Source organism: Roseofilum halophilum BLCC-M91 (assembly GCF_030068445.1).
In the GTDB taxonomy this organism is placed as follows: Bacteria; Cyanobacteriota; Cyanobacteriia; order Cyanobacteriales; family Desertifilaceae; genus Roseofilum; species Roseofilum halophilum.
Window position 1 is genome coordinate 22,431 of the sequence record NZ_JAQPOK010000162.1, and the last position, 26,626, is coordinate 49,056.

A 26,626-nucleotide genomic window follows, 5' to 3' on the forward strand; every position below is an offset into this window, starting at 1 on the left:
GAAGTTGAATCAATCGCTTATGCTCCTGCCCACCCTACAACTTAGCCATTGTTAATTGTTAATTTTTAATTAACTTAATAGCGAGGAATAGAAGGATCGACTAAACGGGAATAGGCATCAATGCCACCGGATAGGTTTTTCAGATCGGTAAATCCCTGATTCATGAGCCATTGACACATTTGCTGGGATCGCATTCCATGATGACACATGACGACGGTTGGTTTATCCTTGTCAAACCGAGCATGAATATCTTCTGACCATTCCCGAAACTGGCTTAAGGATAAAACTTCAAAACTTTCAATCTTAGCTATATCCACTTCCTGTGGCTCGCGAACATCAATAAATTGCCAATTGGATCGCTCTTCGTCACTCAAGTCGGCTAATTTTTGAACATTTAACTCTTCAATCATAGGACTTTTATCTTAACTAAAACTTACTTAACTGTGGTCTTCATAAGATTCACGGTTTGACCGTCGCGTTGGAGAAATTTCATCTCCAATAATATCAGAAAATAAAGCAATCCGCTCAGACAACTTTTGTTGTACTTGTTTTGCTTCTTCTTCTGATTCAAAGGGGGAAGAAGGGCGAGAAAAAGATGGAGAACGTTTGGTTTGTGAAGCCTGTTTTTCTGCTTGCCATTGCTTAAGCCGTTGCTGGGAAACCTGCTGATGGTTTTTCATATACCGAGACCAGAATCCAGAATTGAGTTCGTCCATGGTACGGACAATTGACCAGAACTCCATTAACATCAAGTTATGGAGCATTTGATCGTTACGCTTTAACACCCGGATGGCTTCAGCAATCTGGCGGTAAAAATCCCGTTGGGAGTCTGAAGACTCATTCTCTCGACTCGATCCCATTACCCACTCCCTGATACTTGGCATTATCATAGATCAGAATCCGATCGCCGTGCAGTGGGAATACCCAAGAATGTGGCAAGATAGGGAAAACTCTGGTAACTCGACAAGCTTGAGACCCTATGCTTATTCCCTTAAATCGCAGCCGGTTTGAACAACTGATTCCTCTGATTGGGACAGGAAATCAATACAAATACTGCTGGGGCAAGTTTCCTGACCTCCTCAGACGCTTACTGGCCTCCGTTTTGGGCGCTCTGGTGATCTTCTTTGGCCGTCTCACTGCCTTGGGGGAGAGTTTTGAGTTACTCTTATTTTTGATTGGAATTACCATCGGAACCTATTGGTTATGGGGGCCAATTTTCTGGGCGAGTCGCCGGAATGCCAAGTACCGAAAATTTCCCTATAGCGGATTCTGGCGCGGTCAAGTCTTAGGTGTGTTTGTTACGGATGAATTAATTAATACGGAAGAAACGGTTAACAATCGTGGAGAGTTAGTGATTGTTGAAAACCGGGAACGGCGTTTAAATCTGGATTTAGGGGACGACACTGGCTTTGAAACCCGCTTTCAAGTGCCCATCCGTCGCCAGTACCGAGCCATTGATGTGGGGATGATTGCGGAAATGGTGGTGATGTCGAATCAACCGGACTTAAGCCGGATTAATCGCATTTCTGATGTTTATCTGCCCCAGATTAATTTGTGGGTGAGTGATTACCCTTATCTGCGCCGCGATGTGTTTTTAGACGTGAGCCAAACCCTACGCCGCCAGTCGATGCCCTCGAAACCGCGCCCCCGTCGTCGGCCGATTCCTCAAGAGCGCGATCGCAAGTACAGGCAATAGGGATGGGTAACCAGTTAAGGCTATAAGCTGGTCAAGGGATGAGGTGGCTGGTCTAGCATTTGCCATATGGTTTGTAAGATTTCTTGAATGCCGGTTTGAGTGGCAGCCGATAAAAGGAATACGGGAAACCCTGTATATTCTTGGAGGGAATGGGCGATCGCCTGCCAATCTTCACTGCGATCGACCGCATCCATCTTATTTAACCCAATTACTTGGGGGCGATGTTCCAACTCTTTGCCATAGGCCACTAACTCTTGTTGAATCGTATTATAGACTGCAAAAATATCCGGCTCCGTACTATCAATCAGGTGCAATAATACCCGCGTCCGCTCAATATGTCTGAGGAAATCATGGCCCAAGCCAATGCCTTCGGCTGCCCCTTCAATTAACCCCGGAATATCAGCAAATACCGTGCCATCTCCCGTGGGTTTCCGCACTACTCCCAGATTGGGAATTAAAGTGGTAAACGGATAATTGGCAATTTTCGGTTGCGCGGCGGAAACTACGGAAATAAACGTCGATTTTCCCGCATTCGGTAAACCAATAATCCCCACATCCGCTAATAATTTCAACTCCAACCGAAAAAGTCCTTCTTCACCTTCTAAACCCGGCAGCGCATAATCGGGGGCACGGTTTTTATTACTCAAGAAATGCTGATTACCTAAACCTCCTTTTCCCCCTTGGGCAATCACTAACGTCTGTTCATTTTCCACTAAATCCCCTACCCATTCGCCCGTTTCTACATTAGTAATTACGGTTCCACAGGGAACTTCTAAAACCAGATCTGCGCCATTGGCTCCCGTGCGGTTATTGGGGCCACCGCGTTTACCATTTTCGGCTCGAAATAAATGTTTATAACGAAAATCTAATAAGGTTTGCAATCGTTCTGTGGCTCTAACGATGACCGATCCCCCTTTACCCCCATTACCACCGGATGGCCCTCCCGCAGGCACATACTTTTCCCGCCGGAAGGCGACTAACCCATCTCCGCCATCTCCGGCTTTTACTTGTACTTCAACTTGATCGATAAATTGCATATTTTATGGTAATGGGTAATGGGTAATGGGTAATTGGTAATGGGTAATTGGTAATGGGTAATGGGTAAAGCATATTCTATTAGAGGAGTGCGAGCATCTTGCTCGCTTATTCCTTACTAGCGAGCGAGACGTTTGTCCTGCGGACACGCTACGCACTCCCCAGAATGTAATGCACCAAATTAGCTGTGTCACGGCACTATGGCACTATGATTGTCTATGGACTGACTGGTGCAAGCAGTCGATTAAAGACCGAGTTCCGCTAAAATATCTTGGGCATGGGTTGCCGTGTTCAGGTTAGCGCCTTCGTAGACTTTGATGATTTTTCCAGAACCATCAATCACATAGGTCACGCGCTTGGAATAACCGCTACCTTCAACATCGTAAGCTTTGGTCAGTGCGCCATCGGTATCAGCCAAGAGGGGGAAGTTTAAGCCATATTTTTCGGTAAACTTCTGGTGAGAGGCTTCATCATCCATGCTCACCCCTAAGACGACAATTTCTTTGCCTTGATATTCCCCATAAGCTTCCTTAAAGCTGTTCGCTTCTTTGGTACATCCGGGAGTATCATCCTTGGGATAAAAATAGAGAACCACGGTTTTGCCGGAAAAGTCAGAGAGGGAAACCGAATTACCATGGGTATCTTTGGCGGTAAATGCTGGGGCGGTTGTGCCGACGGATAAAGACATAGAGAGTGTTTTTGGGTTAAATTAAAAACTGCTTTTGTAATTTTACAATAGCTTGCTGCGAGTTTTGACATGGGCCTGGCGATCGCCTCCTAATCTCCTCAAGCCCCGTGCTAGATTAGAAGAAGCGAGGGTGAGTTTTTACTTGTTGCTCTCGCTAAACTCTTTGTCCACCCTTGTACATATGTCCTTGGTTCACTCTTCTCCCCTACCTCAACAAGATAGCCCCACCTGGACGCGAGCCGATCGCGCTCTGCGGTGTTCTCCCTTTCAACTGCAATTGTTTACTGACCTCAAAATCCGCAGTATTCCCTTGGCAGAAATCGCCTCTCAAGCCGGATTTTCAGCCCATTATACCCGCGCCCCCCTAACGGAAATCGGGGCTGAAGATGCCCTACTCTGGTTAATTAAGGTGGGAATTTTACGCCGGGAAGTCGATGGACAGGGGATTACCGACCGATTTCGCCTCACTCCTTTAGGTCGTCAACTGATTGAACACTGGGAAAAGGAAACCGGAACCCTTCCGGCTCCCTCCATGGGCGATCGCCTCTATAACCGTATTCATCAACTGATTCCCTGGTTTCTGCGATAACCCTCACTAGCCCCTAATTTAGTTCAATCTCCTATGAAAGCAATTATGGTAGTGGGAACGACCTCCCACGCAGGCAAATCCCTTTTATGTACGGCCTTGTGTCGGATTTTAGCGCGGCAAGGTTGGCATTTAACCCCCTTCAAAGGGCAAAATATGGCCTTAAACGCCTACGTGACCCCCACTGGGGGAGAAATTGGCTATGCCCAAGCCGTACAAGCTTGGGCCGCTGGGGTTCCCCCTCAAGTGGTCATGAATCCCATCTTACTCAAGCCCCAAGGCAACATGACCTCCCAAGTGATTTTGCTCGGAGAAGCGGTGGGACAAGTAAGCGCCGAAAATTACTATAAAGATTACTTCGATCGCGGATGGAAAGCCATTACCCAATCCCTAGAGCAATTATCCTATGAATTTGATTTGGTCGTTTGTGAAGGAGCAGGCAGTCCGGCAGAAATTAACCTCAAACATCGAGATTTAACCAACATGCGGGTGGCTAAACACTTAAATGCCTCGACCCTTTTGGTCGTAGATATCGATCGCGGCGGAGCCTTTGCCCATGTGGTCGGAACCTTAGAGTTACTCGAACCCGAAGAGCGCAGTTTAATCAAAGGCATTGTGATTAATAAATTTCGCGGTCAGCGCTCCCTCTTGCAATCGGGCATTGAATGGTTAGAAAACTATACCGGCATTCCCGTTTTAGGGGTGATTCCCTGGCTCGATATGGCCTTTCCGGCGGAAGATTCCCTCAGTTTACTCGAACGGGATGGGGGTAGCTCCAAAAAGTCAGCCGATCTCACGATATCCGTGCTACGCTTGCCCCATATTGCTAATTTTACCGATTTTGACCCCCTGGATTCAGAAGCGAGCGTGCAGGTTAAATATATTAGCCCCCATGAATCCTTGGGATATCCAGATGCGGTGATTATTCCCGGTTCTAAAACTACGATCGCCGATTTGATGGTGTTGCAAAAAAGTGGTATGGCCCAAGAGTTAAAGGATTATGCCGCCAGTGGCGGAACCATTTTGGGAATTTGTGGCGGCTTCCAAATCTTGGGTAAAATGATTGCCGACCCGGAAGGCCTAGAAGGGGAAGAGGGACGCTATTCCGGTTTGGATTTGTTGCCTATTCAAACCGTGATTTTAGGCAAAAAAGTGGCCCGCCAGCGATCGGTCACCTCTCGCTATCCCCAAGACAGTTTACCCATTACTGGGTTTGAAATTCATCAAGGACGCACCAGTTTAATTGCTGGTGGAGATCACCATTGTTTGTTTGACGATCCTCAGTTGGGAATGGTAACTCATAACCAAGGGGTTTGGGGAACCTATTTACATGGCATTTTTGATAATGGCCCCTGGCGACGGATGTGGTTGAATCGGTTGCGTAAACAGCGAGGTTTGTTAGCATTACCTACAGGGGTTCCCAATTATCGGGAACAGCGAGAATTGGTTTTAGATATTCTCAGCGATCGAGTAGCCGAACACTTGAATGTTCGCACGCTTCTTTGATAGGGGATCAGGTTTGCAGTGGAGGAAAAAGATGAGTCAGGCGATCGCCGTTCGATTTTTGCCCGATGAAGTGACGGTCAAAGCTGAAGTGGGAGAACCCTTGTTAGAAGTGGCCCAACGGGCCGGGGTGACCATTCCCACGGGGTGTTTAATGGGGTCTTGCCATGCTTGCGAAGTGGAAATAGTCGGCCGCTCTACCCTTTGTGCTTGTATTAGTGGAGTTCCCGCAGGAGCGGATGAAATCACAGTCAATCTGGAGAGCGATCCGTTATGGTAAGCAAAAGGCAAGAGGCAAAAAGCAAGAGGCAAAAGGAAAGAGAAAATCTCATACCCACTCTTTCTGTTTTGTCAGAATAATTTTCAGGCGCTGGTTACGGAACAGGAAATGGCTCCGTTGTAGTTACTTGTGCTATTGAGATGCAAGTGCCGAATTGCTTAAGTATTATGACGGATCAATTAATCATGAACTCAGACCTCCCCTCTCCGGGTTCTCCCATAGATAGAGAGCTGCTGGAAACCCTTTTCTTGAATCAGGAACGACTTTATCCGTGGAATCCCTTAACTTTAGAGGCAGAGCCTTATTTCTCGGAAATAGAGAATTCCATGGGAACTCACGCCCCTGACTTAGTTAATTATTTGGATGAAGGATGCAACCAATTTTACTTAAACTTAGATCAGTTATGGGAGTCAGTCAAGCCACTAACAGTCAGTGAGTTAAACGCTCAATTAGAAGCCAAGTTTAGTCAGATGGTTCCCCAGGAGGTGCTGGCAACGATTGCAGCTAAGGTAGAGCAATTAACGGCTTCTTCAGCTTCGATCGCCGATCGATTAATTTACTGTGTCCAAGAGAGCTTACCCCAGTGGGATATGGACGATCTTTTGGTTCTCGCTCGTCCCTTTGCCTATGCCATGCGGGGAGGAGAAGAAAAAACTGCCTTAGACCGGGTGGTGCAAAGAGCCAGTACCCTTGATTGGGAATCCTCTTCGGAACTCGAAAAGGCGCGGTTAACGTTAGCTGTCGCTCGGTATGCGATCGCCTATCGGGATCGAAATGAAGTTGAGTAGACCCTTTATTTAATTTATTTAATCCGGGTAGCGAAATTTTGCGATCGCGTCGGAGACAGGGCCCGAGCTTTCAAAATCGCCGCAGCTAAAAAGGCATAGGACAATATGCCAATGGCCGCTAGAGAGATCAACCCAGCGAATAGAGACACTTGGGAGGCAACAAAAGTTCCCGTAGTATTCCAAAGTCCATGTAGTAAGGCAGCAGTGCTATACCCCACGGCCAGAATTTGCCATCGTTGCTTTTGTTTCAGCACACTCAGGCCGATAAAGTAGCCCAAATAGCCGCTATAGGCTAAATGTCCAGACACCGATCCTAAAATGCGAGGAATTAATAACTGTAATCCCGCCAGTTGTCCCATATCGCCTCCAGAAATGGCGGCAATGCTTTGAATTTGCGAGGGTACATACAAGCCTAGGGTTTCAATTAAGGTAAATCCCACAGCCGAAGCTGTCCCGATTAAGATACCATCGAGGGGTTCTCGCACGCCCCAGGTTTGGCGAGATGAAACAAAACCGAATTTACCCCATAACAGAACCAGGAAGATGGGTAGGGCTTTGATCAACTCTTCTAACAAGCCTGTGCCCAGGGTGTGACGGGCTAAGGTGGGTACAAATTGGTCTCCGGTTGCCCATCCTGCCAGACCTTGGTAAAACAGGGGAGCGAGCAGTTTGACCAGGGGAATGGCAAGTAGGAGCGTCCACAGAGCCGATCCGAGCAGCAGCCACCAGGGTTTATGTTTGCCGCAGAGTTGATAGATATAGGTATAGGCGATCGCCGCTAAATAGCCCCCTAGAACCAGATTAAACAGTTCCGGAACTCGGAGGAAAAACAGCAGCACCGCAACCAGGGCAGTTAAACTAGCAGGAATCAGATAAGCTTTACGGGTTAATTCTTGTCCGGTGGAGAAGATGGGAAACAGTTGGGTGAGGGTAACCGACTGGGTGGCAACGGGTAGGGAACTGTGTGCGGTGGAAATCAAGGTGGGGGGAGTAGAGGCAACGCTCCCAGAGTGCAATTCTACTTCAAATTCTGGCCCCTTGAGACCGAGCATAATGCGATCGCCATGACTTAAGCGCTGACATCCCCTTAACAGGGTTTGGTTCACATAGGTTCCGTTAGCACTCCCCAGGTCACAAATTTCCCAATCCCTATGAGTGGGGGAACAGCGAATCACCGCATGTTTGCGGGAAACAATCGTATATTGATGAGCATCCAGGGCAATTTGGCAACTGGGATCGCGCCCGATGGTAATCTCCTCGGTTCCCCATAGGGGATAGGGGGGATTAGACTTGGTTTTGCCTAATCCCCGAATCAGTTTTAGAAATCCTTGAGGCTCAGTCCCACTCATAAATTAATAATTATTAATTATTAATTATTGCTATTGGCATCCTGGACGGCGGCAAAAAAAGACCAACCGGTGACGGGGATACTGATAGCCAGGATAATGCTAGTGGTTGCCACTCCTAGGTCAGGTGTGCCGGAAGAGAGTTCAAAGATACAGCCTGTGGCGGCGATCGCCGCAATACAGCACAGGCCTAACAGTAAGCCACTTTTGGGAGTTAAAGCCATGGGTTGTTCCTAGGAGTAAGGTTTAACGTCTTGGTTGGAAAAACCAAATTTTTTCAGTTCTTCATTCAGGGCGATCGCATTTTCTACCCGGTCTACAAACATCACCCCCTGGAGATGATCGAGTTCATGTTGAATGGCACGGGAGAGGAGACCATCGGCTTTTAAGGTTTTGGGCCGGCCATACTCATCTTTGTAGCTCACTTGGATCGCATCCGGTCGCTTGACATCCATGTACACCCCTGGAACACTCAGGCATCCTTCTTGATAGGTACAGATGTCACGACCGTAGGATTTAATGGTGGGGTTAATCAGGATTAAGGGAACGTTGGCTGGCTCTTCCGGATCGCAGTCGATCACCACCATTTGTTTGCCGATCGCCACTTGTGGCGCTGCCAAGCCGATACCATCCGAAGTATACATAGTTTGCAACATTTCTTTAGCCAATTGACGAATGCTCTCATCAACTTTCGAGATCCGTTTGGCATTGGTTCGCAGGACGCGATCGCCTAGGGTATGGATATCGAGTGGGGGGCGATCGAGTTTTATCTTTTCTACCAGAACGCTAGAAGTCATAAGGTCTGTATCTTAAAGCAGCTAAAGGTCGTGAATCATCTTGATCTATTCTAACCAAGTACGGTCTCTACTCGGATTAACTGCGATCGTCCGAGGACGGGGGAAACGTTTGCTTAAATTCCTCAATCAGGTCATCCATTTCTTCTAAGGCCTGATTCACATCGAGTCTTAGACTTCCGAGATTCGGTTGTTCGAGTAACTGTACTAGGGCTTCCCGCTTGCCTTCCAGAAGGGTGACTTTTGCTTGCATCGTAGATAGATCCATGGTTTGCTTCATTGAGATAGGACTGATGTATAGCTTAACAAAACTTGATACTTTCTCGATAAAAAAAGCTCTTCATCTAAAGATCGGATGAAGAGCGATCGAGGATTTATTGTTTAGACAGATGTGCAAATGTTGAAGCCGATGACCCGACCCCTATTTTTTCTTCATTCCCTTAGCCATTTTCAGGAAGTCTAGACCCCCACTGTTGCTGCTGGTGTTGGACGGGCGACGAGCAGGGGTCTGCTGCTGTGAAGGTTGACTGGGGACTTGCGGCTCAGAAACCGCAGGCACAGAAGGGAACACCTGACCTTCAGAGCGGATTTGCATTTCCAGAGAAGACGCTTCGATCAGATCGCTGGGACGCTTACCTTTAGGATAGGTGTGCTTGATGCGCTGCTTTTTACGCATGAAGTTGATGTCGCCGAAGGTTTTGGCATCGTCAGGAGAGAGGAAATAGTCTTGAGACATGGGCTTGGCTATTAATAATCAATGGTATAGACAGTCGTTATGTTAAATTTTATCAAATTTTCTCAGATTTGGAAGAGTTTTTTAAATTTTTTTGAATTTATATTAATCTTCATATATCTTTTTGTAAAAATATCTATATATCCATAAATTAATTAAATGCTGAATCAGGGTAATATTTGCTATACAATCAAGATCGAGAGGACTTGAATCAGTATATTTAAGTATATTTTCAGTCTTCTTCCTAATGAAGTGTTTTCCTATGACTGAGGTTTCCCCAGTGTTCGACTATCCCCCAACCCGCCAAGTCGATCGAGTCGATGATTACCACGGTACACCCGTATCCGATCCCTATCGATGGCTCGAAGATTTAGAGTCCCCACAAACCCAAGACTGGGTTGAAGCTCAAAACCAGATCGCCTTTGAATTTTTAGAGAAAATCCCCACCAGAGACTCCCTCAAAGCCCGTCTCGAAGAACTTTGGAATTATGAGAAATATGGTATTCCTTCTAAACAGGGCGATCGCCTCTTTTATTTCAAAAACTCCGGCCTGCAAAACCAATCCGTTCTCTACTGTCTCAAAGCCCCCGATCCAGACCCCCAAATTTTACTCGATCCCAACACCTTATCCGAAGATGGCACAATCGCCCTCTCCAGAATTTCCATTTCTGACAATGGGGAATACCTAGCCTATGGTTTATCCCAATCGGGTTCCGATTGGCAAGAATGGAAAGTAAGACAGATCGATACTCAAGAGGATTTAAGCGATCGCTTAAAATGGATTAAATTTTCTAGCGTCACTTGGTCTAAAGACAATCAAGGGTTTTATTACAACCGCTACGCCGAACCCAAAGAAGGACAGGAATACCAAGAACAAAACTATTACGAAAAACTCTATTACCATCGGCTCGGCGATCCCCAACCAGAGGATCGACTGATCTATGAACGTCCCGATCAAAAGGAATGGGGATTTTCTCCCCAAATCACCGAAGACGGGAAATACTTGCTGATTGGAGTCTGGCGATCGACGGAACTCAAAAACCTGGTCTTCTATCAAGATTTAACCCAAGATGACAGCCCGATTATTGAATTAATCTCTGAATTTGAAGCCAGCTATCAATTCATTGGCTCTCAAGATTCAACTCTCTGGTTTAAAACCAATTTGCACGCTCCCAAGTGGCGCGTAATTGCCATCGATCTCAACCACCCTCAACCAGAGAATTGGCGAGAAATCATTCCTGAATCCAACGATGTGATCGGCCAAGTGAGTCTGCTGAATCATCAATTTGTGGTGCGATCCATGGAAGATGCCCACTCCCAAGTCAAGATCTATAGCTTAGAGGGAGAGCATCTCAAAACCCTGGAGTTACCGGGTTTGGGTTCCGTGAGTGGGTTTAATGGTAAACCCGAAGATACAGAAACCTTTTATAGCTTTACCAGCTATACCACTCCCACCACCATTTATCACTATGACTTTCTCACGGGCGAAAGTACCTTATACCGAAAACCAGAGGTAAGCTTTAATCCGGATGAGTATGAAAGCAAGCAAGTGTTTTATCCGAGCAAAGATGGGACAAAAATTCCTCTCTTTATTACCCATAAAAAAGGGATTAAGCTGGATGGATCGAATCCCACTCTGCTCTATGGCTATGGGGGCTTTAGTATTTCCCTCACTCCGGGTTTTTCCGTTAGCAATCTTGTGTGGATGGAGCAGGGGGGAATCTATGCGGTTCCCAATTTACGCGGCGGTGGAGAATATGGCGAGGACTGGCATCAAGCGGGGATGAAAGAGAATAAGCAAAATGTCTTTGATGATTTCATTGCGGCGGCGGAGTGGTTAATTGAGCAAAAGTATACTTGTTCTCAGAAATTGGCGATCGCCGGTGGCAGTAACGGCGGCTTATTAGTCGGCGCTTGTCTGACCCAACGCCCCGACTTATTTGGTGCTGCCCTTCCTGCTGTCGGTGTTATGGATATGTTGCGCTTCCATAAATTTACCATCGGCTGGGCGTGGTGCGATGAATATGGCTGTGCCGACAATCCAGAAGACTTTGAAAACCTCTATGGCTATTCTCCCTTGCATAACCTGAAACCGGGAACCGCCTATCCAGCTACTCTGGTTACAACAAGCGATCGCGACGATCGCGTTGTTCCTTCCCACAGTTTCAAATTTGCCGCCACCCTCCAAGCTGCCCATCAAGGCCCATCCCCAGTCCTGATCCGCATTGAAACCAAAGCCGGCCATGGCGCGGGAAAACCCACCAGCAAACAAATCCAAGAAATTGCGGATAAATGGGCCTTTCTTAGCCAAGTTCTCGATATTGCCTAAGTAGATTCACATCAAATCCATTGGGAAACTGAGCGCCTGTCACTGACGCACCCTCTAAATTCGCCTCCGATAAGTTGGACAGGGTAAAATCTGTATCCATTAATACTGCTTCACTCAAATCTGCTTGGGTGAAGTTTGTCCAGCACATCTGGGCCCGATAGAGGGTAGCTCCATGGAGATCGGCCGAACGAAAGGAAACCCCCATTAAATTCGTTGAGCGTAAACTCGCCTCTCGCAAAATCGTCCGGCGCAGAGAGGCTCCCATGAGAATGGCTTGACTGAGATCCGCTTGTTCCAAATCCGCATTTTCTAACGTACATTGGGCTAGGATGCTATGGGCTAACTTAGCTTGCTGGAGCATCGCACCATTAAGAATAGCGTGGGTTAAATTCGCATATTCCAGAATCGCATGGTGCATAGAAGCATTAATCAGTTTGGCTCGACTCAAACAAGCCCCACGTAAATTGGCATGGTTTAAAATCGACTCATTGAGATTGCTGTCGCTTAGATTCGCCCCTTGTAAATTTGCTCCTTGGAGATTAGTATCGCTGAGGAAAGCTTCGTGTAAACAGGTTTCTTCCAAGTGTGCCCCAATCAGGTTCGCTCCAGTCAGCGTTGCTTGATTCATAAAGGCTTGACTAAACGTGGCTCCCCCTAGGGTTGCCCCCGCCAAATTCACTTTGACGAGATTCGCTCGTGTTAGGTTGATTTCGCAGAGATTGGCTTGGCGCAAGTCTGCGTTTGCCAAGTTGACTTGGCAAAAATTCCGCTCTCCGGCACGATAGCGTTCTAATAATTCTGAAGCCTTCATTGCGTGTTCCTCATCAATTGAGTTTTGGGGGAAATCGTTTGGTTGCTTTCCTTGTGTCAATCATATTCTGAGATTTCCTTGTGTACCAGGGTGGTGTGGGGTGTCGGGGATGGGGGGATATTGGTGCGCCCGATTTTCTCGACCGGGATGGAGAATGTTATTAGGCCGTTTTAAGGAGTGTCGTTAGCCCTCACCCCCAACCCCCTCTCTCACTCCAAGAGGGGGCATGAAGATGTCGCTAATTCATTGTTGGAGAAAGGCGATTAAATCTTCAACAGAATTGAAGTCTAGTAGGGCTTCTCCCAAGGCTTCTAGGCGATCGATATCTAGGGCTTTAATTTGGCTTTCGAGTTCGGGATTGATTTCGCCTAATTTACGCTTAATTTGACGGGTGATTAATTCTTTTTCTCGGATTGATCCCTGCTCGATGCCTTGTTCTATGCCTCGCTCGATGCCTTGTTCTATGCCTCGCTCGATACCTTGTTCTATACCTCGTTCAATGCCTTTTTCCATCCAACTGGTGATGATTTCCATACTTGACTCCTGTTCTGGTGGGGTAAATGTGCTAATTTCTTGTTCAAATTGTATCTCTTCTGAGGCATTGAGCTTGAGATAGGTATCCACAAATCCTGAAATTAACTGCATCCGGGCTGGATCTAGCTTCAGCGTTGTTAATAATCGTAAACATTGGGCCTTGACTTTTGGTCTATCTTGGGGGTCAATTCTCATTTTAGCCATCAAAGCAGAAGCTATGGGGTTGGGCTGATTGAGGAAGTCTCGCCAATTGAGGCGATTGAGTTGCACGACCTGATAATTGAATTGTAAAACGTTTAAGTCAGGAAAGGTGACTTTATATTTATTTTTAGCTTCCTTGAGAGGGGTATCATAGGAAAAGAGGACAATAGGATAAACCGGTAAGGCGAATTTTTCATGTAAGCGAGCAAAATAGACAAACATGCGCCGTTCAAAGTCTTTTTTGGAACTCGATTGTGCTTCTACATGAACGAGAAAATAAGAGGGTTTTCCGCGAAATTTGACTTGGAAAATTAAGTCACTTTCGTGTTTTTCACCTTCGGTGACATCGGTAAATACTTCTTTGTCTAATAGAATGATAGATTGGGTGTCAATATAGTTGATGACTTGAGGGAAGAATAATTGCAGAAATTCTACAAAAAAGGTTGAGAGTAGTTCTTTAAATAGGCGATCGTGGTCAATGATTTTAGACATGATGTTAAATGTGGTAATCAAAAATTACTAATATTAGTAGTGCAAGTGTGCCTAGGGCTTAGTCATTAGTTGACAAAATAATCAACACCAATTAGAATAGGGGGGTAATGATGCAAGAGGCTTGGATAACCTATGGTGAAGAACGCTGCTGAATTGACCTCTGTACCGACGACTAAGTTTGTCCTCTATAACCTTGCAGGTGAGCCAAAGGCTTATTATCGAGTCGATCGCCAACCGTTAAGTCAGAAGCAAGAGAACTCGAATACGGAAGCAGTGGAGGCGATCGCCCATAGTATTATCGCGATCGATCGCTCCGGCTCGATGTACCATGACATCAACCCCCTCAAAGAAACCCTGATCAAGCTCCTCACTCTAGAAGAATACACCCATTCTCAACTGCTGGTTACCCTGATTTCTTATTCCTCTCAAGGCAATTTAATCTCTCACTTCCAGCGCGTCCCCATTCAAGAAGTGATGAAGCTCAATTCTTCCTATCTGCAAGAGATTCAAAACATTAGGGTTTCCGGTGCAACCTGCATTTCCCAAGCGTTGCAACTGGCAACTGAGCTAGTTCAACCGGATGAGCTAACCGGGATCGCGCTGCATAGTGATGGGTATGCAAACCATCCAAATGTGCGATCGGAAGTAGAAACCCTAGAACAAATTTGCCAGAATCTGAACCAGAGCAACGTTTTCCTGAACACGATCGCCTATTCTGCCAGTTCCGACTTTAAGCTGCTCTCCCGTTTAGCCAACCTGGTGTCCGGAACTTGCGTGCAAGCGGGCACAGTCAAACAGGTCTATGATGCACTGTACAACACTTCCAAGATTTTAGGGGAGGCGATCGCCGAAGCGATCGAAGAACCCCTCTTCAAAGAATACGACTATCAAATCTTCCTCTCCCATAGCGCTCATAAGCTCAATGGCAACGCTGGAAAACTGAAAATTTTGGGACTCAAACCAGACGATGACGGCATCTTCTATAAATATCAAAAACTCACCCAAACCGAATTTGAGCAACTCACCGACATTCCCCTGGCTCAAACCGATGAATCCGTCTTTGCCTTCGCCAAAGCGCAACTGATTGATGGTAATTTAAATCAGGCTAAATATGCCCTCGTCAGCACCTTTGATGCCACCTTATCCCAGGGGCATAGCAAAGCCATCACCAATAGTCAACTGGTGGAGTTATCCCAAGCCTTAGACCAGGCAATCTATGAACCCCAAAGTTTAACAGAACACCAGATTATCTCCGAAGTTCCCGTCAACAAAAACTTGCCCATTTTAGAGCTGATTCAGTTATTCGAGACCCACAAAGACCAAATCATTCTCAATCTCAAACATTTGCAAGACCATTATCAACGGCGAGGAGTAAAGCGCGTCCCTGGCAAACGAGATGATGATGGCAACCTGGTCAAACCTTGGCTGACCACTGAATATTTAGATGGAGGCGAATATGTGCAAATGGGGTCATTTGATATTAACCGTAATACCGCAACCATCAATTTACTCATCACTCGGCCGGTGAAATTAGTCAAAGCTGACGACGAAACGCCCATTACTGAAGTAGCGGGAATTCTGCTCAATGACTTGAAGTCTTACAACAACTATACCCTGGTTGGCGATGGTCAGTTAAATGTGGAGAGTTTAAAGGTTAAATTTAGTAATCGCAAAGTCTTTAAGGTGTTCAAAGAACAGAATTTACTCTCCAATGCAGACTCGTTTGATGGCAATACAGAATACGAAATTGATTTAACCCCATTGCCCATTGTACCCATGGCAGCCGATTATACTCAAGTGCAGGGCATCTTTTCGCGGTCGGCGATTTTGCGAGTATTATCAAGTCTCTTTTCTGCCCATCTAAAAGAGGTTTCGGATACCTATACCGCCGATCAGGTGGCTGCCCTGAAGGAGCATTATTTGTCCAAGAGTTTGTATCTGAATTTTCCCACGACTACGGAGTATTCAGATTTAGAAGAAGCCTTGAATACGGGTAAAGTCGATTCGCGGGTGAGTTATAAAATTGAGTTGGGCAATTGTGAAATTCTCAATTTAGGTCAATTGCATTCAGCGAATAAGTTTTTAGACCGATTTTATGAGGTTTATGAGCAGGAAACTGGAGACAAGCTGGATAAACCGACGTTCGATCAAACCCTAGACCGGGCGGTGATATTTGGTCATAAAACTCTATCGAAGCGGACAAAAGTGACCAAGGTTGATGATTTGATGAAACCGATTTTTGATGAATTCTTGGGATTGGAGAAAAACGGCAGCATGACCGATATTTTGAATCAGTTGGGTGCATCCGATTTAGTCGGCTTGCTGGAGAAAAAATGGCAAGGAGAAACGGTGGATACCGAGCAGTTTGTGGAAGCCTTAAGTGGAGGGTTGGCGAAGGTAAATCAAGCCTTAGAAACGCTCTACCGAGACAAGGTTTCGCCGTTGGTGTTTTATATTGGGGCAACGGGACTTATTCCCGATGAGTTAGACGCTGTTGCTTATACTGCGGATGAACTGGCTGCTAAATCTGGGGATTTGAAGTTTTCTAAGTCGGAAAAAGAGGGCATGTTCTTTGAAGTGGGGGATCTGATCCTCAGCGTTTATCCTAAGACTGAGTATTATAGCGTATCGTAAAGGACTTTCGGCAAGGGGTTGGGGGCGATCGCCAAAATCCCCCTCAACCCCCCACAGTTTTCCGTGTTAGCATAGGAGAAACAGCAGGTTCTGCTTCTCCTATACTCGCTATACTCAACCCATGAACAAGGTTAGTACAAGCTACATCCTCTGGTTCCTCGGCATGTTTGGAGCCAACGGTATCCATCGCCTCTATAATGGCAAGATCGCTACAGGAATCCTCTGGTGTTGTACCTTTGGCCTGTTTGGGGTCGGTCAATTTATTGACTTGATCTTTATTCCTAACATGGTCGATGAATATAACCTCAAATATCGGGCCAAACATGGCTTATCCCCCGCAGGTGTCCCCTTAGATCGTCAGACGATTCCCTGTCAAGTTGTGGACGTAACCGAAAAGCAAGCGCCAGAACCAGCTAAAGTGAAAGTGGTCAAAGCTGCGGCTGCACGAGGAGGACAAATTTCAGTCACCCAAGCAGTAGTAGATACCGGTTTAGATTTTCATGAGGTGGAAAGCCTGTTAATCGAGATGCTCAAAAAAGGTTATGCCACTGTAGATAATCATCCACAGACTGGGGTGGTTTTGTACCGATTTGAGGAACTGTAATCATAATTCCCTAAGATCTCGTGATTTCATAAATATGACGATTCATTTGTACCGATTCACTTAAATCTACCATGGGTAAAGGATAATCCACCCCCATCTGTACGCCAAATCGCTTTTGTTCCACCGCTAACAACTTCCAAGGTTGATGAATTTTAGTCGGTGGAACATTGGCTAATTCCGGTAACCAATGCTTGACATATTGCCCTTTTGGGTCATAATCTTGGGATTGTTTAGCAATATTAAAATAGCGGAAGCCTCGGCGATCGTTCCCCACTCCTGCCATATAATTCCAGTTTCCCCAATTACTACAGGGGTCATAATCAATTAAGCAGGATTCAAACCATTCTGCACCCATGCGCCAATCCATGCCCAAATTTTTGGTTAAAAAACTGGCGACGTTTTGCCGACCGCGATTGGACATAAAGCCGGTAGCCGCTAATTCTCTCATATTGGCATCAATTAAAGGAAATCCAGTATTTCCTTCCTGCCAGCGTTCAAATTGTTGCCAATCTTGTTTCCAAGGGAAAGATAATCCTTGCAGTCCAGACGCATAAAAGACTTTATTGCCATGTTTGGCACAAATGAAGCGAAAATAATCCCGCCACATGAGTTCAAAAATCAGCCAATAGGTGGATTCATTTTTAACTCGTTCTGATTCATACTTTTGTACTTCTTCATAAATGAAACGGGGGGATAGACAACCGCAAGTTAACCAGGGCGAAAACTTAGATGAACCATCGGCCCCTAACATTTGATTGCGAGTTTGTTTATAATGTTCTAGATGATTGCCCTGCCAAATATAATCTTGTATCCGTTGTAATCCTGCTTTTTCTCCACCCCGGAAAAATAAAACGGCTCGCGGGTCAGATCGGGGGTGTTCGAGTCCCCATTCTTCTAAGCTGGGAAGGTTGCCCGGATGGAGATTGGGTAAAGGGGGAAGTGTATCGGGAGTGGGGAAAGTGGGGCGCACCCTAGAGCGTTTTTCGACTTCTTTGCGATAGGGGGTGAAAACTTCGGGAATTTTGGCGATCGCCCAAGGCAAATCGTTAATGTGATAGAGTGTAGACCCCCAAAACCCTTGAGTGCTAATCTGATGCTGGCTTAAGGCTTTGTGGAGTTTCGTTTCGACTAACTTTTCTTCGGCTGTTACTTCCTGATGATAGTAAACAGCACTTGCGTTTAAGGTTATGGCTAACTCAGGAATGACGTTTTCCGGTAACCCTTGACGGATAATTAAATCGCTGCCGAGATCCCTTAATTTTTGCCGTAGCGTCCCCACGCTTTCCAGGAGAAATTTAGCGCGAAAAACACCCATCTTGGGAAAGCCAAAATGGGTGTTTTGCAACCAACGAGCATCAAAACAATAGACCGGAATCACCACAGCGCCGGTTTTCAGGGCTTGGGTTAGGGGTTCATGATCGTGCGATCGCAGATCGTTACGATACCAAAGAAGGATCGGTTTTTGGCTCATGAGTCTACGAAATCTCCTGGTGAGATTTGCCTAGGGGATAATTGGATTGATTGAGCAGGCTTTTCTTCAGTTTGCCATAAAAGGAGCAAGGCTTGATTAAAATGAAAGTCAGTATCGTAATCGAATAATTTTACCCTATGCTCGATTTCCTCAATTCTTGGTTAGGTCGTCCGTCAGAAAAGATTAAGGCAAACGTGGAAATTTACACTTGGCAAACTTGCCCGTTTTGTATCCGAGCCAAACTCTTATTATGGTGGAAAGGGGTTTCCTATACTGAATATAAGATTGATGGCGATGAAGCCGGTCGAAGCAAAATGGCAGAACGCTCTCAAGGACGGCGATCGGTTCCGCAAATTTTTATTAACGATCGCCACATCGGAGGCTGTGATGAGTTATATACTCTAGACCGACAAGGACAACTCAACCCCCTCCTCACCCAATAAAATCCCCGTGTCTCCCCTCACCCATCCCCTGTACCAACATCATCGCCATTGGATGACTCGCGCTCTTGAGCTGGCACAAACCGCAGCAGAAGCCGGGGAAGTGCCCGTAGGCGCGGTCATTCTCGATCGCCAGGGGCAGTTGCTGGCAGAAGGGGCAAACCAGAAAGAAGGCGATCGCGATCCCACTGCCCATGCTGAAATCATAGCCATCCGTGCAGCCTGCGATCGCCTCAACTCCTGGAACCTACAAGGCTGTACCCTCTATGTCACCCTCGAACCTTGCCCCATGTGCGCCGGAGCCATCATCCACGCTCGGTTACACCAGCTCGTCTATGGAATTGATGACCCCAAAACCGGAGCCATTCGCACCGTCTTAAATCTGCCCGATAGCGCCGCCTCCAACCACCGTCTTCAGGTATTATCAGGAATTCTTGAATCTCCCTGTCGCCAGCAGTTACAATCCTGGTTTGCACAACGAAGACAATAGCACCCCTCCTATCCGCCTCCCCAGAATGTGCCATAACGTTGCGTTACAATAATTAATATGAATTAACACTTCTTCATATCCAGACCCAATCCATGCAAACCACCATTTCATCTCACCCCCCATCCCACCCAACCGGCCAATATTGGCAGTGGCGCACCCACTCCATCTACTACACCCAAGCCGGAAAACCCAATCCCTCACACCCTCCCCTACTCCTCGTCCATGGGTTTGGAGCCTCAACCGATCACTGGCGTAAAAACATCGCCGAACTTCAGGAAAACTTTCAGGTTTGGGCCATTGACTTACTAGGGTTTGGGCGCTCTAGCAAGCCCAAATTAACCTATAGTGGAGACCTCTGGCGAGATCAACTCCATGACTTTATTACCCAAGTCATCGGTCAACCCGTCATCCTAGCCGGAAATTCCCTCGGCGGTTATGCCTCCCTCTGCGTCGCCGCTCACTATCCCCAGTCAGCCCTAGGCTTAGTCTTAATCAACAGTGCCGGGCCCTTTTCTGATAGTGAACCCCAAACCCCACCCAACCCCATCAAAGCCACCATCGGTAAGGTCACCCGTTGGTTATTTCTCCAACCTGGGATTAACTTTTGGCTCTTCCAATATGCTCGTCGGCGCTCAACCATCCGCAAAACCCTACTCAAAGTCTATCTGGATAAAACCGCCGTCACTGACCAACTTGTAGAAGAAATTTATCGCCCCTCCTGCGATGTTGGGGCCCCGGATGTTTTTGCTGCCGTCTTCAAAACCCCTCCCGGCGCAAAAGTCGATCATCTTTTGCAACAACTCACCTGTCCCCTGTTAGTGCTTTGGGGAGAAGCTGACCCTTGGATGAACGCCAGGGAAAGAAGTCCCAAGTTCCATCAATACTATCCCCATCTGACCGAACATTTCCTCCAAGCAGGCCATTGTCCCCATGATGAAGTCCCCACTCAAGTGAATGAGTTAATCCGTAATTGGATTGAGACCCAAGGAATCAAAAGCCAAAAGAATGACCTCTTTATCCCTTAAACTAGGGATGATTTGCCCCTTGTCTGTTTAAGAAGAGTGGGCGATCGCCCCTTAATCCTGATTGAATCACTATGGTAACCACACCTGATTTTTCCTTTTTTCCGCCCCGTCTATTAGCAACGGATTTCAATGACTTCATTGGCTTAAATTCTACGCCAGGACAGAATTCCCTCATTAACTATGCCGGAGGACTTTGGGCCCTAGCGGGAAACGATACCATCTATGGATCGAACCTCAGTGAAGTGATTTTAGGTAACCTGAACAACGATCAGTTGCGAGGTGGCCCGGGAGGCGATCGCCTCTTAGGAGGACAAAACGAAGACCTGCTCTTTGGTGAAAACGGAGACGATCTCCTGCGAGGAGACCTCGGTGACGACCAGATGTTTGGAGAAGCAGGGAATGACACCCTCCGAGGGGGCCAAGGTAACGATGTCCTCGACGGAGGAATTGGACAAGACTTCCTCATTGGAGATTTAGGCGTAGATAACCTGGTTGGAGGGGCCGGCTTTGATACCCTGGTTTTGCGTACCGATGAAGCCAACTTTAATCCCAATGTAGTCGATCTGATCCTGGACTGGAATCCAACCCAAGACTCTATCGGCCTCACCCATGGATTAAGCTATTCTAATCTCGGTTTTGATACCAGTCGCAACCTGGCCGGAGGAGGAGCCAACGATACCTTAATTGTTATTGGCTCGACGGGTCAAAGTTTAGGCATTGTTGTAGACTACACCCTAGGCTTGGGGCCAGCTAACTTTACCCCCATTACTCCGAACGATTTACAAGTCGGTTCTAATGTCTTTTTTCCTCTGATCCCCTAAATTTAAGACCAGCAGGAAATTCAACACCCGATCTTGTAGTCTGGAATAACCAAAATCATAGCGATCCATTTTTAGTGAGGATAGAACTTTGGCAACCACTCTTTTTGACGGAAATTTAGGTACTCGGCCGGCTCAACAAGGACAACTGAGCTTACAACAAGTTAATCCAACTCCTGCGGCCAATGAAACCCTAGGCAATAATCGAGTCACTCTCAATACAGATTTTACTGAAGATGGACAGACTGGCTTTGTGGGTTACACCAATTACCAGGCAACCAGCCTGATTCCGTTTCAACTCGCTCCGGTGAATGCCAATTTTCCCAATCTCGATCCCACGGCTGGCTATACCTTATCCTTTAATCTGGGAATTGATTCAGAAAATAGTCCCGATGACACTCGGTTTGGCTTCAGTGTTCTAGCTGTCAGTAATGGCGGTCAAAGTGAGATTGAACTCGATTTTGAAACTAACAAGATTTCGGCTCCAGCTACTGATTTTAATACGGCCACTGAATCCGTTGATTTTGACACGACAAATGCGACTAACTATGCACTGGCAGTTGAGGGTAATAGCTATACCCTTTCAGCCAATGGGAACCAAATTTTAACGGGATCTCTTCGCAACTATAACTTTGATCAAGCCACTACTCCCTTACCGTTTAATCCTTATGACACCTCCAATTTCATATATTTGGGAGATCTAACGGGTCGCGCTAGTTCTACCTTTTCTTTGGGTTCTGCTGCTATAGAAGTGGGGACAGCAGCCAATGATCCCGCAGACCCCGCAGACCCCGCAGATCCCGCAGATCCCGCAGATCCGACAGATCCGACAGATCCAAATCCGACGAATCCAGATCCTGTAGCGCCTCCAAGCGATCCTGTAGCACCTCCGAGTGACCCCGTAGCGCCTCCAAGTCCAACACCAACCCCGACTCCAACCCCGACCGATCCGACTTTAACTCCTGACTCAGGATTCCCTATCCCTCGTCTAATTTCCACGGATATTGATGATGTAATTGTGCTGAGTGCTACAGAAGGGACAAACTCCCTAATCAATTATGCCGGTGGCGTGTGGGCTTTAAATGGGAATGACCAGGTTTCGGGGTCATCCTTGAGTGAGGTAATTTTAGGCAATGAAGGTGATGATAACCTGCGCGGAGGGGGAGGCGGCGATCGCCTGTTAGGAGGACAAAACAACGATTTTATCGCGGGTGAAGATGGCGATGACCTCCTGCGCGGAGACCTCGGTAACGACCAACTCTCCGGAGGCGTAGGTAATGATGTCCTGCGCGGTGGACAAGGCAACGATCTGCTCAATGGTGGAGCAGGACAAGACCTGCTCATTGGCGATCTAGGTACTGATTTACTCACCGGTGGCGCAGATGCAGATACCTTTGTTTTCCGCACCGATGAAGCCACGGATAATCCCGGTTTAATCGATCAAATTCTTGATTGGAATGGTACAGACGATTTAATTGGTCTGACCGATGGTTTAACCTTCTCTAGCTTGGAGTTTGACATCAGTCTCAATTTAGCCGGAAGTTCTGCTAACGATACCTTAATTCGCATTGCAGCCACTGGACAAAGTTTAGGGGTTTTGGTGGATTACACGGGCGGCTTAAGCAGTGGCAACTTTATCTCTATGTCTGCGGCTCAAATGCAAGTGGGTGCGGAAGTCTTTTCTCCTCCCATTCCATAGTTAAATCAGCTCGCTTGGCGGTGATGACGTACAATAACTGAACAGAGAAAAATAGCGTTTTTGACGGTCATTAACCCCCAGGGGGTAATTCATGAATTGCCCCCACTCGTGATAGGGGTTAGTCCAGAGAAAAGCGCTGTCAACACAGTACCCGTTAGAGCCTCACTATGAGTCAAATTCAACAAATTTCTGGGCCCGGAATTCCATTAATTGGCGATGATATCGACACCGATCGCATTATTCCAGCCCGTTTTCTTCGCTGTGTCACGTTCGATGGCTTAGGAGAGGTGGTCTTTGAGGATGACCGGGCCCAAATGCAGGGCGAACATCCCTTCGATCGCCCCCAGTATCAAGATGGGAAAATTTTAGTGGTTAATGGTAATTTTGGCTGTGGTTCGAGTCGCGAACATGCTCCCCAGGCGATCGCCCGTTGGGGAATCAAAGCCATTATCGGCCAAAGTTTTGCCGAAATCTTCTTTGGTAATGGTGTGGCGATTGGACTGCCCTGTGTGACGGCTTCGAGCCAGGTCATTCAGGCGCTGCAAGAGGCGATCGCCGCTAACCCCCAAATTCCGCTTACCCTAGATCTCAATACCCTGACTTTAACCTGGGACGGCAACACCAGCCCCATTCACCTGAGCGCTGGGGCCCAACAAATGTTTACCACAGGCACATGGGACAGTTGCGGCCAACTCCTACAAGGGGTAGACTCCATTCGCGCCACCGCCGCCCAATTACCCTATCTTCAGTTCTAATCCCTATTCTCTAACGATCACTGTGTGGGAAACTCTGCTTTTATCCAATTTTGCCCTCGATCCTTGGCTGCAAGGATCGCTACTCCATCGGATCGTCGGATCGCTGAGAAACTGGCGCTCTGGTAGTGCCATCATGCAGTATGCCGACTGGATCGGCGCGACTCTGGTGGCCTTGGTTCTAGGGTTTAGCCCCTTTGTCTCCACAACTCTAATTGGTGTGCTGTTAGCCGCCTGTGGAGGGTTCTGGATTTTACTCACCCTCTCCGACGATCCGAGTCAGGAGCAACAACCCCTAGCCACTCCGATTCATGGGGTGGTGTTCCTGTTTGCCGTCATTTCCCTGGTGGCTACGGCCCTTTCGCCAGTAAAAATGGCGGCCCTGAAGGGATTGATTAAACTGGGTCTGTATTTACTGTTTTTTGCGTTTACGGCTCGCTTAACTCGCAATCAACGGATTCGCTCTAGTTTAATTACGATCTATCTATTAACCAGTTTGCCTGTAGCGGTTTATGGCATTCGTCAATACTTTTTTGGGGCGCGATCGCTGGCCACTTGGGTCGATCCGTCTTCTGCTTCTGCTGATGTCACCCGCGTCTATAGCTATTTGGGCAATCCTAATCTACTGGCCGGCTATCTCTTACCGGCGGTTATTTGGGGCTTGGCGGCGGTTTGGATTTGGAAGGGCTTTTTTCCCAAAATGTTGGCGATCTTGACGTTTGCGGTCAATTCTGCCTGCTTAGTGTTGACCTATAGCCGGGGGGGATGGATCGGGTTTGTGGTGGCTTTAACGGCCTTTGGTCTATTGGCGGTGTATTGGTGGAGCGCTAAGTTATCTCCCTTTTGGCAAAGGTTCGCCCTTCCCTTGACTTTTGGGGTTTTGGTGGCCTTATTTGCGATCGCCGTGTTTTTTGTGCCTCCCGTGCGCGATCGCGTCTCTAGTATTTTTGCCGGTCGCTCTGATAGCAGCAATAATTTCCGCATCAATGTCTGGATGGGCGCTCTGCGGATGATAGAAGCTTATCCGATCGTGGGTATTGGCCCAGGGAATAGCGCCTTTAATAAGATCTATCCCCTGTTTATGACTCCCAAATATTCTGCCCTCAGCGCCTATTCCGTGTTACTAGAAACGGCTGTAGAAACCGGTTTCATTGGTTTAAGCGTGTTCCTGTGGTTTTTAGCCGTCACGTTTTCTCAGGGATGGAAACAACTGCAACGTCTGCGGGAGATGGCTTCACCTGAAGGCTGGTGGTTAATGGGAGCATTGGCGATCGCGATCGGTATGATGGCCCATGGCGCAGTAGACACGGTTTGGTATCGTCCCCAGGTCAATACCCTTTGGTGGTTTACCGTAGCTATTATCTCTAGTTATAGCGCTTCGCGCGGTAATAGGTAATAGGTATAGCGCAGCGCTATAAAAATTTAGGGAGCAAGATGCTCCCACTCCAGTAATATAATCGATTCGATTAACCCTGAGACAAGGGCAAAAGTCTATTCAGACTGAAAGACTCCCCCCTAAGTCCTCTCCCTTCTTGCCTCTTGCCTCTTGAGCGGCTAATTAACTGAATGTCTTTCTAGGGTGAATTCAATCAACTGATGTACCAGTTCCGGGAAAGGAGTGCCGGTATTAGCCCAGAGTTGGGGGTACATGCTGGTGGCGGTAAAGCCGGGTAGGGTGTTGATTTCGTTAATGAGGACTTCCCCCGTAGACTCCACATAGAAAAAGTCTACTCTAGATAATCCGGAGGCATCTACGGCTTGGAAGGCTTGAATAGCCATTTCTCGGATGCGATCGCTCACTTCGGAGGGTAAGTTAGCCGGAATGAACAGATCGGCTTTGCCCGCAGTATATTTGGTTTCGTAGTCGTAGAAGTCGCTCTCAAACGTGATTTCGCCCACTACCGACGCTTTGGGATAGTCGTTGCCGAGTACGGCACATTCGACTTCTCTGGCAGTTACACCCGCTTCAATGATAATTCTACGGTCATAACTGGCGGCATTATCTAGGGCGTTTTCCAGTTCTTGGCGCGATCGCACTTTAGCAATACCCACCGACGATCCCAGGTTAGCCGGTTTCACAAAACAGGGATAACCCAGCGCCTCTTCTATCTCATCGCAGAGTTTCGGAAACACACAAGGATTAGACCACACCTGAGCGCGAGTCACTGCCTTATAGTTAACTTGGGCTAAACCCGCTTGGGCAAATACCATTTTCATCGTAATTTTATCCATCCCCACCGCCGATCCCACAATTCCAGAACCCACATAGGGCACTTGCATCAGTTGCAGCAAGCCTTGAATGGAGCCATCTTCACCATTGGGGCCGTGTAAAATCGGAAACCATATGTCAATCTCGTTCACTTGCTGGGGAAACTCCCACAAACTCCCTACCGGTGGGATCTCTGTAGATAAGGGTATACCCGATTCCAGGACTTGGGCGGCGGTTTCTGGTTCATACCAGTAACCATCTTTACGGATATAGAAGGGAAGGACTTGGTAGCGATCGCCATTTTCTCCCATTTGCAGCGCTGCGGCGATCGCCTTTGCCGAAACCATCGAAACCTCATGCTCCCCCGAACATCCCCCAAACAACAGTCCTATCCGCTTCTGGCTCATAACCCTGTTTTCCTCTCCCTGTCAACAACAAAGAATTTATTATATCAATTAAAAATTAAAAAATTTAGGGATTTTCTCTTTCTCAATACTGTTACAGCGCTTCGCGCGGTAATGGGTAATGGGTAATGGGTAATGGGCAGAATCGATGTTCTTGAGGAAAAAGGGGCACAATTGGGAAGACCCTATGTTGATACACTTACCGCGCTTCGCGCGGTAATGAGGTACAGTCGGAAAAGATCCCCCTAAATCCCCCTTAAAAAG

Annotated in this window: 28 protein-coding genes; 15 read left to right on the forward strand and 13 right to left on the reverse strand. The window is 47.2% G+C overall.

All coding sequences use genetic code 11. The features are described 5' to 3' along the window. Nucleotides 1-74: 74 nt before the first annotated feature. Both PJF56_RS20900 and PJF56_RS20905 read right to left on the reverse strand, forming a co-directional pair. Nucleotides 75-410, reverse strand: a complete 336-nt coding sequence (locus PJF56_RS20900) for a rhodanese-like domain-containing protein (RefSeq protein WP_283764655.1) — start codon at nt 408-410, stop codon at nt 75-77. A gap of 27 nt (nt 411-437) precedes the next feature. Then, nucleotides 438-860 (reverse strand): hypothetical protein, encoded by a 423-nt coding sequence (locus PJF56_RS20905; RefSeq protein WP_283764656.1) that lies wholly within the window; start codon nt 858-860, stop codon nt 438-440. Between the two features lie 119 nt (nt 861-979). On the opposite strand from PJF56_RS20905, the gene PJF56_RS20910 reads away from it, so the two are divergent. Then, a complete protein-coding gene (locus tag PJF56_RS20910; RefSeq protein ID WP_283764657.1) occupies nt 980-1,696 on the forward strand; it encodes a hypothetical protein in 717 nt (238 codons plus the stop codon). A gap of 20 nt (nt 1,697-1,716) precedes the next feature. Here the strand turns inward: PJF56_RS20910 and obgE are convergent, their stop codons facing one another. Continuing rightward, nucleotides 1,717-2,733 carry a GTPase ObgE gene (gene obgE / locus PJF56_RS20915; RefSeq protein WP_283764658.1) on the reverse strand — a complete coding sequence of 339 codons (1,017 nt, stop codon included), beginning with the start codon at nt 2,731-2,733 and terminating at the stop codon, nt 1,717-1,719. A 242-nt stretch (nt 2,734-2,975) separates the two neighbouring features. Then, the gene (locus PJF56_RS20920) at nt 2,976-3,419 is read right to left on the reverse strand and encodes a peroxiredoxin (protein ID WP_283764659.1); all 444 of its coding nucleotides are present in this window, start codon (nt 3,417-3,419) and stop codon (nt 2,976-2,978) included. Nucleotides 3,420-3,483: 64 nt separating this feature from the next. Here PJF56_RS20920 and PJF56_RS20925 point away from each other — a divergent pair, with 64 nt between their 5' ends. From PJF56_RS20925 to PJF56_RS20940, 4 genes are all read left to right on the forward strand, one after another. After that, entirely contained in the window at nt 3,484-4,008 is a 525-nt protein-coding gene (locus PJF56_RS20925) for an Npun_F0494 family protein (RefSeq protein WP_283764660.1), read from the forward strand. Nucleotides 4,009-4,041: 33 nt separating this feature from the next. Continuing rightward, nucleotides 4,042-5,511: a cobyric acid synthase CobQ gene (gene cobQ / locus PJF56_RS20930; RefSeq protein ID WP_283764661.1), complete on the forward strand. Its 1,470-nt coding sequence runs from the start codon at nt 4,042-4,044 to the stop codon at nt 5,509-5,511. Between the two features lie 31 nt (nt 5,512-5,542). Further along, on the forward strand, nt 5,543-5,788 hold the full coding sequence (locus tag PJF56_RS20935) for a 2Fe-2S iron-sulfur cluster-binding protein (protein WP_283764662.1): 246 nt from the start codon (nt 5,543-5,545) through the stop codon (nt 5,786-5,788). Nucleotides 5,789-5,973: 185 nt separating this feature from the next. Beyond that, nucleotides 5,974-6,576 carry a hypothetical protein gene (locus PJF56_RS20940; protein WP_283764663.1) on the forward strand — a complete coding sequence of 201 codons (603 nt, stop codon included), beginning with the start codon at nt 5,974-5,976 and terminating at the stop codon, nt 6,574-6,576. A gap of 14 nt (nt 6,577-6,590) precedes the next feature. On the opposite strand, the gene PJF56_RS20945 is transcribed toward PJF56_RS20940, so the two are convergent. From PJF56_RS20945 to PJF56_RS20965, 5 genes are all read right to left on the reverse strand, one after another. Further along, on the reverse strand, nt 6,591-7,925 hold the full coding sequence (locus tag PJF56_RS20945) for a PrsW family glutamic-type intramembrane protease (protein ID WP_283764664.1): 1,335 nt from the start codon (nt 7,923-7,925) through the stop codon (nt 6,591-6,593). A 20-nt stretch (nt 7,926-7,945) separates the two neighbouring features. Beyond that, nucleotides 7,946-8,146, reverse strand: a complete 201-nt coding sequence (locus tag PJF56_RS20950; protein ID WP_283764665.1) for a hypothetical protein — start codon at nt 8,144-8,146, stop codon at nt 7,946-7,948. Between the two features lie 9 nt (nt 8,147-8,155). After that, the gene (def, locus tag PJF56_RS20955; RefSeq protein WP_283764666.1) at nt 8,156-8,719 is read right to left on the reverse strand and encodes a peptide deformylase; all 564 of its coding nucleotides are present in this window, start codon (nt 8,717-8,719) and stop codon (nt 8,156-8,158) included. A 76-nt stretch (nt 8,720-8,795) separates the two neighbouring features. Continuing rightward, a complete protein-coding gene (locus PJF56_RS20960; RefSeq protein ID WP_347179603.1) occupies nt 8,796-8,984 on the reverse strand; it encodes a hypothetical protein in 189 nt (62 codons plus the stop codon). Between the two features lie 153 nt (nt 8,985-9,137). Then, complete coding sequence (locus PJF56_RS20965; RefSeq protein WP_283764668.1) at nt 9,138-9,452, reverse strand: hypothetical protein; 315 nt, start codon at nt 9,450-9,452, stop codon at nt 9,138-9,140. 259 nt (nt 9,453-9,711) lie between these two features. Here PJF56_RS20965 and PJF56_RS20970 point away from each other — a divergent pair, with 259 nt between their 5' ends. Then, nucleotides 9,712-11,778 (forward strand): prolyl oligopeptidase family serine peptidase, encoded by a 2,067-nt coding sequence (locus PJF56_RS20970; RefSeq protein WP_283764669.1) that lies wholly within the window; start codon nt 9,712-9,714, stop codon nt 11,776-11,778. On the opposite strand, the gene PJF56_RS20975 is transcribed toward PJF56_RS20970, so the two are convergent. Further along, nucleotides 11,753-12,589, reverse strand: coding sequence for a pentapeptide repeat-containing protein (locus tag PJF56_RS20975; protein ID WP_283764670.1), 837 nt, complete (start codon nt 12,587-12,589; stop codon nt 11,753-11,755). The two genes, PJF56_RS20970 and PJF56_RS20975, sit on opposite strands and share 26 nt — an antisense overlap. A 243-nt stretch (nt 12,590-12,832) precedes the next feature. Beyond that, nucleotides 12,833-13,816, reverse strand: coding sequence for a DUF4351 domain-containing protein (locus PJF56_RS20980; RefSeq protein ID WP_283764671.1), 984 nt, complete (start codon nt 13,814-13,816; stop codon nt 12,833-12,835). 132 nt (nt 13,817-13,948) lie between these two features. Between PJF56_RS20980 and PJF56_RS20985 the strand changes: the two genes are divergently transcribed. Both PJF56_RS20985 and PJF56_RS20990 read left to right on the forward strand, forming a co-directional pair. Further along, a complete protein-coding gene (locus tag PJF56_RS20985; protein WP_283764672.1) occupies nt 13,949-16,450 on the forward strand; it encodes a vWA domain-containing protein in 2,502 nt (833 codons plus the stop codon). 121 nt (nt 16,451-16,571) lie between these two features. Beyond that, entirely contained in the window at nt 16,572-17,054 is a 483-nt protein-coding gene (locus tag PJF56_RS20990) for a TM2 domain-containing protein (protein WP_283764673.1), read from the forward strand. A gap of 10 nt (nt 17,055-17,064) precedes the next feature. On the opposite strand, the gene PJF56_RS20995 is transcribed toward PJF56_RS20990, so the two are convergent. Beyond that, on the reverse strand, nt 17,065-18,525 hold the full coding sequence (locus tag PJF56_RS20995; protein WP_283764674.1) for a DASH family cryptochrome: 1,461 nt from the start codon (nt 18,523-18,525) through the stop codon (nt 17,065-17,067). Nucleotides 18,526-18,662: 137 nt separating this feature from the next. Between PJF56_RS20995 and grxC the strand changes: the two genes are divergently transcribed. From grxC to PJF56_RS21030, 7 genes are all read left to right on the forward strand, one after another. Continuing rightward, nucleotides 18,663-18,968 carry a glutaredoxin 3 gene (grxC, locus tag PJF56_RS21000; protein WP_283764675.1) on the forward strand — a complete coding sequence of 102 codons (306 nt, stop codon included), beginning with the start codon at nt 18,663-18,665 and terminating at the stop codon, nt 18,966-18,968. A gap of 7 nt (nt 18,969-18,975) precedes the next feature. Then, nucleotides 18,976-19,455 (forward strand): tRNA adenosine(34) deaminase TadA, encoded by a 480-nt coding sequence (gene tadA / locus PJF56_RS21005; RefSeq protein ID WP_283764676.1) that lies wholly within the window; start codon nt 18,976-18,978, stop codon nt 19,453-19,455. A 92-nt stretch (nt 19,456-19,547) separates the two neighbouring features. Then, the gene (locus PJF56_RS21010; protein ID WP_283764677.1) at nt 19,548-20,480 is read left to right on the forward strand and encodes an alpha/beta fold hydrolase; all 933 of its coding nucleotides are present in this window, start codon (nt 19,548-19,550) and stop codon (nt 20,478-20,480) included. A gap of 71 nt (nt 20,481-20,551) precedes the next feature. After that, nucleotides 20,552-21,301, forward strand: coding sequence for a calcium-binding protein (locus PJF56_RS21015; protein WP_283764678.1), 750 nt, complete (start codon nt 20,552-20,554; stop codon nt 21,299-21,301). An 88-nt stretch (nt 21,302-21,389) separates the two neighbouring features. Further along, nucleotides 21,390-22,997 carry a calcium-binding protein gene (locus PJF56_RS21020; protein WP_283764679.1) on the forward strand — a complete coding sequence of 536 codons (1,608 nt, stop codon included), beginning with the start codon at nt 21,390-21,392 and terminating at the stop codon, nt 22,995-22,997. Between the two features lie 167 nt (nt 22,998-23,164). Continuing rightward, the gene (locus PJF56_RS21025) at nt 23,165-23,752 is read left to right on the forward strand and encodes a 3-isopropylmalate dehydratase small subunit (RefSeq protein ID WP_283764680.1); all 588 of its coding nucleotides are present in this window, start codon (nt 23,165-23,167) and stop codon (nt 23,750-23,752) included. Nucleotides 23,753-23,774: 22 nt separating this feature from the next. After that, nucleotides 23,775-25,145 (forward strand): IctB family putative bicarbonate transporter, encoded by a 1,371-nt coding sequence (locus PJF56_RS21030; protein ID WP_283764681.1) that lies wholly within the window; start codon nt 23,775-23,777, stop codon nt 25,143-25,145. 158 nt (nt 25,146-25,303) lie between these two features. Here the strand turns inward: PJF56_RS21030 and PJF56_RS21035 are convergent, their stop codons facing one another. Then, complete coding sequence (locus tag PJF56_RS21035) at nt 25,304-26,365, reverse strand: D-alanine--D-alanine ligase family protein (RefSeq protein WP_283764682.1); 1,062 nt, start codon at nt 26,363-26,365, stop codon at nt 25,304-25,306. Nucleotides 26,366-26,626: the final 261 nt, after the last annotated feature.